Source organism: Adlercreutzia shanghongiae (genome assembly GCF_035830635.1).
Classification (GTDB): domain Bacteria; phylum Actinomycetota; class Coriobacteriia; order Coriobacteriales; family Eggerthellaceae; genus Adlercreutzia; species Adlercreutzia shanghongiae.
Map to the genome: position 1 here is coordinate 45,456 of NZ_JAYMFI010000013.1, position 10,228 is coordinate 55,683.

The 10,228-nt window shown below is 63.8% G+C and carries 7 protein-coding genes and 1 tRNA gene; 7 read left to right on the forward strand and 1 reads right to left on the reverse strand.

Features of this window, described 5'->3' with window-relative positions; genetic code table 11:
• Positions 1 to 78: 78 nt before the first annotated feature.
• Positions 79 to 597, reverse strand: coding sequence for a metallophosphoesterase family protein (locus VJ923_RS07555; protein WP_326440169.1), 519 nt, complete (start codon positions 595 to 597; stop codon positions 79 to 81).
• Positions 598 to 1,155: 558 nt separating this feature from the next.
• On the opposite strand from VJ923_RS07555, the gene VJ923_RS07560 reads away from it, so the two are divergent.
• The 7 genes from VJ923_RS07560 (at position 1,156) to VJ923_RS07590 (ending at position 9,707) form a co-directional block, all read left to right on the forward strand.
• On the forward strand, positions 1,156 to 2,043 hold the full coding sequence (locus tag VJ923_RS07560; RefSeq protein WP_326440171.1) for a methylenetetrahydrofolate reductase: 888 nt from the start codon (positions 1,156 to 1,158) through the stop codon (positions 2,041 to 2,043).
• A gap of 5 nt (positions 2,044 to 2,048) precedes the next feature.
• Entirely contained in the window at positions 2,049 to 2,912 is an 864-nt protein-coding gene (locus tag VJ923_RS07565; protein WP_326440173.1) for a hypothetical protein, read from the forward strand.
• The gene (locus VJ923_RS07570; protein ID WP_326440176.1) at positions 2,896 to 5,997 is read left to right on the forward strand and encodes a homocysteine S-methyltransferase family protein; all 3,102 of its coding nucleotides are present in this window, start codon (positions 2,896 to 2,898) and stop codon (positions 5,995 to 5,997) included. The genes VJ923_RS07565 and VJ923_RS07570 overlap by 17 nt, the downstream gene beginning before the upstream one ends.
• Positions 5,998 to 6,455: 458 nt before the next feature.
• Positions 6,456 to 6,773, forward strand: coding sequence for a CDP-alcohol phosphatidyltransferase (locus VJ923_RS07575; RefSeq protein ID WP_326440178.1), 318 nt, complete (start codon positions 6,456 to 6,458; stop codon positions 6,771 to 6,773).
• A gap of 222 nt (positions 6,774 to 6,995) precedes the next feature.
• The gene (locus tag VJ923_RS07580) at positions 6,996 to 7,844 is read left to right on the forward strand and encodes an Mrp/NBP35 family ATP-binding protein (RefSeq protein ID WP_326440180.1); all 849 of its coding nucleotides are present in this window, start codon (positions 6,996 to 6,998) and stop codon (positions 7,842 to 7,844) included.
• Between the two features lie 66 nt (positions 7,845 to 7,910).
• Positions 7,911 to 7,986 (forward strand) — tRNA-Ala (locus tag VJ923_RS07585).
• 323 nt (positions 7,987 to 8,309) lie between these two features.
• The gene (locus VJ923_RS07590; RefSeq protein ID WP_326440182.1) at positions 8,310 to 9,707 is read left to right on the forward strand and encodes a peptidylprolyl isomerase; all 1,398 of its coding nucleotides are present in this window, start codon (positions 8,310 to 8,312) and stop codon (positions 9,705 to 9,707) included.
• Positions 9,708 to 10,228 lie beyond the last annotated feature (521 nt).

Genomic DNA, 10,228 nt, shown 5'->3' on the forward strand with positions numbered 1-10,228 from the left:
ATTTCGGGCCACAAAAAGAAAGCGAGCTTCCCGAACAGGGCGATTTGCGCACCAACAGGGTTTGTCGAGTGCGTTTCCCTACGCCTCCAGCAGCACCTTGCCGTCGAGGTTCTCGATGGTGGTGTGCAGGATGCGGCCGTCTTCCACGTCCATTTTCGCGATAGTGCGGCCGAAGTCGCTGCGGGGGCGAAACACCGCGCCCGGGCACAGGTAGACGCTCGCGGGCCGCGCGTCAGGGCCGGTCTTCAGCTCAGGCACGTGGGTGTGACCGTGCACGATGACGTCGGGGATGGGGTCGCCCGGGGCCAGGGCGGCCGAGCCCGAGAAGCTTATGCGCACGTCGCCGGGCTTGTGGCCCACGAGGAAGCGAACGCCGTCGATGACGGGGTGCGCGAAATGGCTCACGGCGCTGCCGTACTCGTCGAAGTCGTTGTTGCCGAGCACCGCCGTGACCGGCGCCAGCGTTTCCAGCTCGCGCAGAATAGCCGGGCCACAAATGTCGCCGGCGTGGATGATGTGGTCGCAATCCGCGAGCGCCGCGTAGGCTCGAGGATCCAGTGATCCGTGCGTATCCGAGATGATGCCGATGCGCGTCATGGGCGCTCCTTCGGTTGGGGGCAAGTTTCCCCGCTCATTTTGACGAAAAAGCGCATTTGTTAGACATTGAAAAGGGGAAAGGAACGGAATAAACAGGAGGGGCTTAGCAAAATGTCCGTTCAGCGGCTTCGCGTTCAGTGCCATTTGCTTTCCGGGGTGCGGAAAGTGCAAACAATCGTACTTTCTTGCAAAATCTCAGGGAAAAACTTCGCCCGAAGAGCCGGGGCGGCGTGGGAAAGGGCGGACTGCTTTCTATAATAGGGTGAGAAGCGCGGGAGCGCGCAGCGCGAAACGACGCGGGGACGCGTGGGAACAAGCAGCGAAAGATGGCGCGAGAGCAAGTGGGGAAAGATAGCGCGAGATAACGCGAAAGCGAGCAGCGAGCAGCGCAAAATAGCGTGGGAGTGCGCGAAAGCGAGCAGCGAGCAGTGCAAAATAGCGCGAAATAACGTGGGAGCGCGCGAAAGCGAGCAGCGCGAAACGACGCGAGGGCTCGCGAAAAGGCACTAAGCGATAGTGCAAGAGCGCGCGAGAGAAAGCAACGAGAGGATGCGGCAGATGGTTCTAAAGTCGGCAGCGCAGGTGTTCGAGGAGCAGCGCCGGGAAAAGCGCACGCCCTTCTCGGTGGAGATGTTTCCGCCGAAAGGCCAGCTCACATTGGATGCGGCCCGAGAGGTTGTGGAAGGGTTGCGGGCTGCTTCGCCGGATTTCATCTCCGTCACGTGCTCTGCGGGCGGCAGCGGCAACGGCTCGGGCGGCCAGACCGTGACCATCGCCGAACTCATCCAGGACGAGGCGGCTATCCCCGCCGTGGCGCACTTCACCTGCGTCAGCGCTACCCGCGATTCCGTTAACCAGGCCATAAGCGATTTGCGCGCCGCCTGCGTGAGGACGGTGCTCGCCCTGCGCGGCGATCTTGTCGAAGGTCAGGAGCCGGCCGATTTCCCCTATGCGTGCGAGCTCATCCCGCTGTTGAAGGACGCGGGATTTTGCGTGGGCGCAGCGGCGTACCCCGAGGGCCACATCGACTGCCTGGACCCGCGCGAGAACCTTCGCCACCTGAAGGCGAAGCAGGAGGCGGGAGCCGACTTTTTCATTACCCAGCTATTCTTCAACAATGACGACTTCTACCGGTTCCGCGACGATGCCGCTGCCGTCGGCGTGACGGCGCCCATCACCTGCGGCATCATGCCCTTTTTGGGAAAGTCCCAGATCCAGCGCATGGTGTTCCTGTGCGGCAGCTCGCTTCCCGCGCCCATCATCAAGCTGCTGGCGAAATACGAGGACGACCCGGCCTCTTTGCGCCAGGCGGGCATCGAATATGCCTGCAATCAGCTGGTCGACCTGGGGCGCCAGGGCGTGGACGGCCTGCATGTTTACGCCATGAACCAGCCCGACATTGCGCACGCCGCCGCCGGGGCCATTGCCGCGGCGGGACTCAGGTAGGCTCGATGGAGCTGAAGGCGCACGTCAAGAGGGAAGAGGCCCTGGCGTTCCTCGGTCATCGCGGGCAGGAGCTGGGCGATTTGCGCGATCGGTTGAACCGGGCCGCGGCTCTTTGCGAGACGGAGCTCGTCCCGCGGGGCGTTTACCGCGTCGTGCCTGCCCGCGTGGCGCGGGAGATACTGCCTGGCGAAGATATTGCCCGCCATCTGGAAGGTTGCGACGAGGTGGCGCTGATGGCGGTGACGCTCGGCGCGCAGAGCGAGATGCTTTTGCGCCGCGAGCAGGCGCTGAGCGCGACGGACGGTCTGCTGGTGGACGCGTGCGCCTCGTCGCTCGTTGAGCAGGCGGCCGATGCCCTGAACGCGCTTATTGCCGAAGAGGCTGCAGCGCGCGGTCTTGCCGCCACGCCGCGGTTCAGTCCCGGCTATGGCGATTTGCCCCTGAGCTGCCAGCCGGCGTTTCTCGCCGCCTGTGGTGCCGATCGCGCTCTGGGTATGCGGGCCACTGCGGCCAACCTGCTCGTTCCTGCTAAATCCATCACCGCTGTCATCGGGCTTTATCCTCAAGCAAGCTCCGCTTGGGAGGGCGGACTAACGTCCACCCCTACGGAAGGAGCCTGGGACGCGGATGCCGTCGCCGGGGTCTCTGCCGGCATGGCAGCCGGAGCCTCCCCTGAGGTCATCGCTGGGACTCCCTCCTTTGCCGAGGTTTCCCCCTTAGGGGGCGATTTCAGCCGCCCCTCTGCCCCGCCCGCGGATGATGTTCGAAAGGGCGGCGCGTCCCTCGACGCGCGCTGCTCAACGTGCCCGCTCGCTGAGACGTGCGCCCTGCGCGCCCAAGGAAGGACCTGCTATGGCAACCCCGCGTAAGCTCACGGTGACTGACGCCCACCTGGCCGAGGCCCTGGCCGGCCGCGCCTATCTGCTCTTCGACGGCGGCATGGGCACGCTCGTTCAGGCGGCGGGTCTGCATACGGTGCACGAGGTGCCCGACCTGCTGAATCTCACCCACCCCGACGAGATTACCGCTATCCAGCGACGCTACGTGGAAGCGGGCGCCGACTGTCTTACCACCAACACGTTCAGTGCGAATCGGTTGAAGCTCGCGGGCACGGGCGCCACGGTGGCCGAGGTGTACGCTGCGGCTGCCGCCAACGCCCGCGCGGCCGGCGCGCGCCTGGTTGCGGGCGATGTTGGCCCCACAGGCGCGCTCCTCGAGCCGCTCGGCACGCTTGCGTTCGAAGAGGCCTACGACATCTTCGCAGAGCAGGCGCACGCCGCCGAGGCCGCGGGCTGCGACCTCATTGTTGTCGAAACTATGGCCGATTTGTTGGAAGCCAAAGCCGCCGTGCTCGCCGCCGCGGAAGCCACCGCGCTGCCCGTCTTCGCCACGATGACGTTTGGCGAGGACGGCCGCACGTTCCTTGGCACGACGCCGGCCATTGCCGCCACGACGCTCTCGTCGCTTGGCGCTTCGGCGGTGGGCCTCAACTGTTCGCTTGGCCCCACTGAGCTGGCGCCGCTTGTGAGAGAGATGGCGCCCCACAATCGGGCCCTTGTCATGGCCCAGCCCAATGCCGGTTTGCCCCGTATCGAGGCGGGTGAGACGGTCTTCGATGTGGGTCCTCGGGACTTTGCCCAGGCCATGGAGGCAGTTCTGGACGCCGGTGCCACAATTGTCGGCGGATGCTGCGGCACCACTCCCGACCATATCGCCGCGCTGCGTGCCGTTCTTGATCGGCGGATAAAGGTGTCCGCCGCGGAAGAAGCGAAAGAGCTTCGCGCAGGCACCTTCCGCGCTTCCCATGCGCGCTATCGCCCCGCTTTCACGGTGACCTCTGCCCAGCAGATGGCGGCATTGCCGAGCGGCGAGGCGCGCATCGCGGTCATTGGCGAGCGCATCAACCCTACGGGGAAGAAGAAGCTGAAGGCCGCTCTGCAGGCCGGCGACGTGGACTATCTCGTAGCCGAGGCAGCCGCCCAGCAGCGAGCTGGCGCCGATATTCTGGACGTGAACGTCGGCGTGCCTGGCCTTGATGAGCCAGCGCTGCTTTCCCAGGTCACGCGCACGCTGCAGAGCACGGTGCCCCTGCCCTTGCAGTTGGATTCTTCCGACCCCGCAGCCATCGAGGCCGCCGCCCGCGCCTATGCGGGCCGGCCCATGGTGAACTCCGTGAACGGCAAAGCCGACAATCTTGCCGCCGTGCTGCCCGTGGTGGCGCGCTATGGCTGCACGGTTGTCGGCCTTACCTTGGACGAGAGCGGCATTCCCCCCACGGCTGAGGAGCGCCTGGCCATCGCCGAGCGCATCGTGGATGCCGCCGAAGCGCACGGCATTCCCCGCGAAGACGTGGCCATCGACTGTCTCGTTATGGCTGCCGCCACCAATCAGCGCGAGGTGCGCGAGATTCTGCGCGCCGTCGCGCTGGTGAAGGAGCGCCTCGGCGTGCGCACGGTGCTCGGCGTGTCGAACGTGAGCTTCGGTCTGCCGGCGCGTCCGCTCGTGAACAGCACGTTTCTTGCCGCTGCCTTCGGCGCCGGTCTCGATATGCCCATTCTGAACCCGCTGAATGCCCGGTATCGCGACACGGTTGCCACCTTCCGCATCCTCAACGGCCAGGATGCGGGCTGCCGCGCCTTTTTGGAAGACTACGCCAATGCCCAGGACCCCTACGAGATCGCTGCTAGCGGAGCCTGTGTTGGCGGCGCTCCCGTGGGCGGAAACGCCGCCGTTCCCGGTTACATGGGCGGAAACGCCGCCGCTCCCGGACGAGCGAGTGGAAACATGGGCGCGAACGCCGCCGCTCCCGGACGAATGGGCGGAAACGCCGCCGTTCCCGGTTACATGGGCGGAAACGCCGCCGCTCCCGGACAGGCTAGTGGAAACATGGGCGCGAACGCCGCCGCTCCCGGACGAATGGGCGGAAACGCCGTCGTTCCCGGTTACATGGGCGGAAACGCCGTCGCTCCCGGACAAGCGAGTGGAAACATGGGCGCGAACGCCGCCGCTCCCGGACGAGCGAGTGGAAACATGGGCGCGAACGCCGCCGCTCCCGGACGAATGGGCGGAAACGCCGCCGTTCCCGCCCCGGTCGGCGCCGACCTCGTAGCGGCCGGCATTTGCCCCATCCCGATTAGCGACGCCTTCGCTGCTATCCCAGAGACGGTCGCCGCGCTGGCCGAATATGTGCTGGAAGGCCGCGGCGCGCCGGTGGCAGCTACGACCGAGGCGCTTCTGGCAACCTACGACGGGCTGGTCATCATCAACGACATCTTCGTCCCCATTCTCGATGTTGTCGGGCAGAAATACGACGACGGAACGTTCTTCTTGCCCCAGCTCATGGCCTCGGCCGAAGCGGTGAAAGCGGGCTTCGACCTCATTCGCGACCACAATGCCGCGGTCTCTGCGCCTTCCGCGACCTCTCCGGCAGGGTGCGACCTCAGTTGTCCCTCGGCTCCAGGCGAGGATGCTTCCCGGGAGGGCGGGCTGACGTCCTCCCCTGCGGAGGGAAGCGCCGTTTCAGCAGGCTCTTCCTCCGTAGGGGGCGGCCTTGGTCGCCCGCACTTCGGTGCAAGCGAGCGCTCCATCATCGTGGCGACGGTGCAGGGCGATATCCACGACATCGGCAAGAATATCGTGAAGATGCTCCTGGAAAACTACGGCTTTTCCGTCATTGACCTGGGGCGCGACGTCGCCCCCGAGACGGTCGTTGATGCCGCTCGCGAAAGTGGCGCGCGTCTCATTGGGCTCTCGGCGCTCATGACCACCACGGTCGGCGCCATGGAGCGCACGATCAAGCTCGTGCATGAGCAGCTGCCCGGCGTGGCCGTCATGGTGGGCGGCGCCGTCATCACCCAGGAGTTCGCCGACCAAATCAGCGCCGACTTCTATGCCAAGGACGCCGCCGCCTCCACCCGCATCGCCTCTGCCTTTTTCGAAGGCGACCCCTCCTGACGCAAGGGCGCCCTCGTCGCACGGTGCCGCCCGGCATCGCGCGGCATGTCGGGGAGAGTCCAAGCGCGAAGAGCCCGGGCGCGAGAAACTTGGCCAAATATGCGGGATATGGACACTCCGAGCAGCCCTCTTGGCTCGCAAGAGCCAAGAAAGCCCAGGTCAAATTTCTCGATTGGCCCAAAACGCGGAACAGAAGTGTCCATATCGGCCGTTTCTGGCCGATTTCCCCGGGCGCGTGTCCATGTCGGCCGTTTCTGGCCGATTTCCCCGGGCGCGTGTCCATGTCGGCCGTTTCTGGCCGATTTCCCCGGGCGCGTGTCCATATCGGCCAAATATGCCCAGTTTCGTCGCGCGTATGTCAAATATCGGGGCTTTGGGCACAACGGAGGAGCGAGACGCCCCGACGCGCTATCATGGAAGCATTCGCAACCCGCATTGATCGGAGAAAAGGAGCCTAAATGGGGAAGAAGGACGTTGAAGCCCTCGAGATCACCATCGACGAGCTGCCCACTTACCTGCACACGAACCACTCCATTTATATGGAAGTGGCCGACGGGCTGTACTACCTCACCGACGTGAACGACCGCTACTGGCGCGCCCAGGACACCAACCGGTTCAACGAGAAGGGCCACTATGTTGACGCAAGCCCGCTCGTCCCCACCATCGCTGAGTTCCTCGATTTGCCCTTCCACGAGGGCAAATCCGTGAACGACCTGTTTGCCGAAGCCACCTTCTACGCTTCCGGCGACGGCAAGGACATGCCCGAAAATTTCTAGCCCTCGCGATGCTCTTGCTGAAACGGGAAGGCGGTGTCGTGCCGCTCCGTCGTTTGCGGCAACGGGAAGGCGCCGACGTGCCGAGCCGTCGGCTGCGGCAAGGGGAAGGCGGTGCCGCGCCGAGCTATCGGTTGCGGCACTGTTGCGTTGTGCTATGATGCCCAGCGAACTATTCTCGAGCGGCCATAAAGCCGCTGACCAGTGACAAGAAAGAAGGAAATCATGGCAGAAGAATGTAGCCACGAGTGCTCCAGCTGCGGCGTGTCCGGCTGCGGCGACCGTACCGCCGAGGCGGGCCCCAGCACTCTTGAGCCCAACAAGCGCACCAACGTCAAGCACGTCATCGGCGTGGTGTCCGGCAAGGGCGGCGTGGGCAAGTCCCTCGTGACCAGCCTGCTTGCCTCCGAGATGAACAAGCGCGGCCACAAGGTGGCCATCCTAGACGCCGACATCACCGGCCCGTCTATCCCGAAGTCCTTCGGCGTGGATGCGCGCCTGACGGCCGACGCCGACGGCATCAACCCGGCCAAGTCCGCCAGCGGCATCGAGGTCATGTCCGTGAACCTCATGCTGCCCGAGGGCGATATGCCCGTGGCCTGGCGCGGCCCGGTGGTCACCGGCGCCATCAAGCAGTTCTGGCAGGAAGTGAACTGGGGCGATGTGGACTATATGTTCGTCGACATGCCTCCGGGAACTTCCGATGTGTTCCTCACCGTGTTCCAGTCGCTGCCGGTGGACGGTATCGTCACCGTGTCGGCCCCGCAGGAGCTGGTGGCCATGATCGTGGGCAAGGCTGTGAACCTGGCGAAGTCGCTGGAGGTGCCGGTGGTGGGCCTCGTGGAGAACATGGCCTACTTCAAGTGCGACGAGTGCGGCAAGGAGCATCACATCTTCGGCGAGCCCCAGGGCGCGGCCGTGGCCGAGAAGTACGGCATTCCCGCCGTGGCCACCCTGCCCATGGATCCCTCCTTCGCTCGTTTGGTGGACGAAGGCAAGGTGGAAGCCTACGAAGTGGAAGGCGCGCTGGACGGTATCATCGATCAGATTGTCGCCACCACCGAAGCCGCGTAGAAATTTTTTTTAAAAAAGTTCTTGCGCGATGCGAGCACTGTGTTAATATAGTCCTCGCACTTTTTCGGGGCCTTAGCTCAGCTGGGAGAGCGCATGGCTGGCAGCCATGAGGTCAGGGGTTCGATCCCCCTAGGCTCCACCAAACTTTCAAGCCCGCCTTATGGCGGGCTTTTTTTGTTGACGCTGCAGGTTTATAAAATGGCCCGCTACCTCGTCTTTTAAGATTCTTTCAGAAACTTTACAGGTATGTGCGGAAATTGTTGCAGGGGTGTGTGGCCTGGGTGATTTGCTTCACCTTTCGCGCGCGCATTGGAATAATGGCGCCCTAACCTGACGAAAAGGTTACAATATTTAGTTAGCGCTCATGAAGGAAGGGCGGGAACCCCGCGGAGGGAGCGGGAACGCGCTCGATGAGCCCTGCGTCGGCAATAGGGCCGACGCAACGTCATGAAAGGTTGAGGATAAATGAACTTTACCTCGTTCAAGAGCTCTGCTCTGAAGAGCGTCGGGGCGGTTTCGCTCTGCGTCGCTCTCGGCGCTGGCCTGGTGGGCTGCGGCGGCGGCGAAGGCGGTGCCGGTGGCGCTGTGGCTGCCACGGTCAACGGCCAGCAGATCATGGAGCAGACGATTACCGACTACATCGCCGATTTCCGCACCAACACGTCCCTTGAGACCGACGAGGCCTGGGGCGAGTGGATGGTGACCAACGGCTACACGCCCGAGTCCGTTCGCGACGAGGTCATCGACTACTACATCAACCAGAACCTCTACGACCAGGCTGCCCAGGAGTACGGTGTGGCGGTCGAGGATGCCGACATCACCGCTGCCATGGACGAGACCAAGGCCATGTTCGAGTCCGAGGAGGCCTTCCAGGAGGCGCTTCAGGCTTCCAACATGACGGAGGAGTCTTACATCGAGGACGTCATTCGCCCGAACCTGCTGCAGACCAAGCTCGCCGAGGCCGTTGCCGAGCAGGAGGGCGGCAACGCCGAGGGTGACGACGCCACGCTGGCCCAGGCTCAGGCCATGAGCGAGCAGTTCAACGGCGCCAAGCGCTCCAGCCACATTCTGCTGACGGGCGAGGAGGGCGAAGAGGACGAGGCTCTGGCCGCCCGCGCCCAGCAGCTGCTCGACCAGATCAACGCTGGCGAGATTACCTTCGAGGACGCTGCCGCCCAGTACTCCACCGACACCGGCTCCGCTGCTAACGGCGGCGATGTGGGTTGGGACGCGCTGACCACGTTCGTGACCGAGTACCAGGATGCCCTGAACGGTCTTGAGAAGGACCAGATTGTGGCTGCCCCCGTGAAGAGCGAGTACGGCTACCACATCATCAAGGTGACCGACGTCTTCGAGGTTCCCGAGGGCGGTATCACCTCTCTCGATCAGGTGCCGGCCGAGTTCCAGGAGTACTTGGCCTACATGCAGCAGTCCGATGACACCCAGAACTTCACCGCTTGGTTCGAGGAGTATCGCAACAACGCGACCATCGAGATCAACCCGATGCCCGAGGGTCTGCCCTACGACATCGATCTGACTCCCTACGAGGAGCAGGCCGCCGCTGACGCCGCCGCTGCCGAGGACGCTGCGAACGCCGACGCCACCGCCGAGCCGACCACCGACGACCAGGCTGCCGCTGATGCCGCCGCCGCTGACGCTGCTGCCGACGAGGCTGCCGCCGACCAGGCCGCTGCCGATGAGGCTGGCGCCGACGCTGCTGCCGACGATGCCGCGGGCGATCAGGCCGCCGCTGACCAGGCTGCCGACGACGCTGCCGCCGATCAGACCGCTGCTGACGAGGCCGGTGCCGACGCTGCCGCCGACGACCAGGCTGCCGGCGAGGGCGAGGCTGCCCAGCAGTAAGCTTGAGCCGAAATATCGTCTCAGCCAAGGGCCCGCGTGTAAACGCGGGCCCTTTTTGCATGCCGGGAGACGGAACGAACCTGGCCCCAACAAGTAAGAACCAATCTCTCCGCTGACGCTAATTGACCCGTGTAAGGGCCAATTAGCCCTTTTTGCCAGCCATTGGCCGCTCATATCCCTGTCAAAATGTGACGAAAATGTCGGCCGCATCACAGGCCGACGACAAATCAGCCATAGACTTTCGCTCGATTCAGCCCAACAACTCCCTGTTCAAGCCATTTAAGTAACGTGAAGGTAACGTCACCGTCAACCTGTTGTTACCTTCTGGACAACGGGAAGAAAAGTTTTAGAATTCTTTACTAAGTGTCAGTGTACGCAAATTGCGTCTTGATGAGGGAAAATGTCAGGGTTTTGCCTCATCCGTTGGGAGAGAAAGCCAACGCGACCTGCAACTTTGCGAGAGATAGAAAACTGAGCGAGGAACTAGCGAAGACATGGCGAATTTCAAACGGAGCAGCACA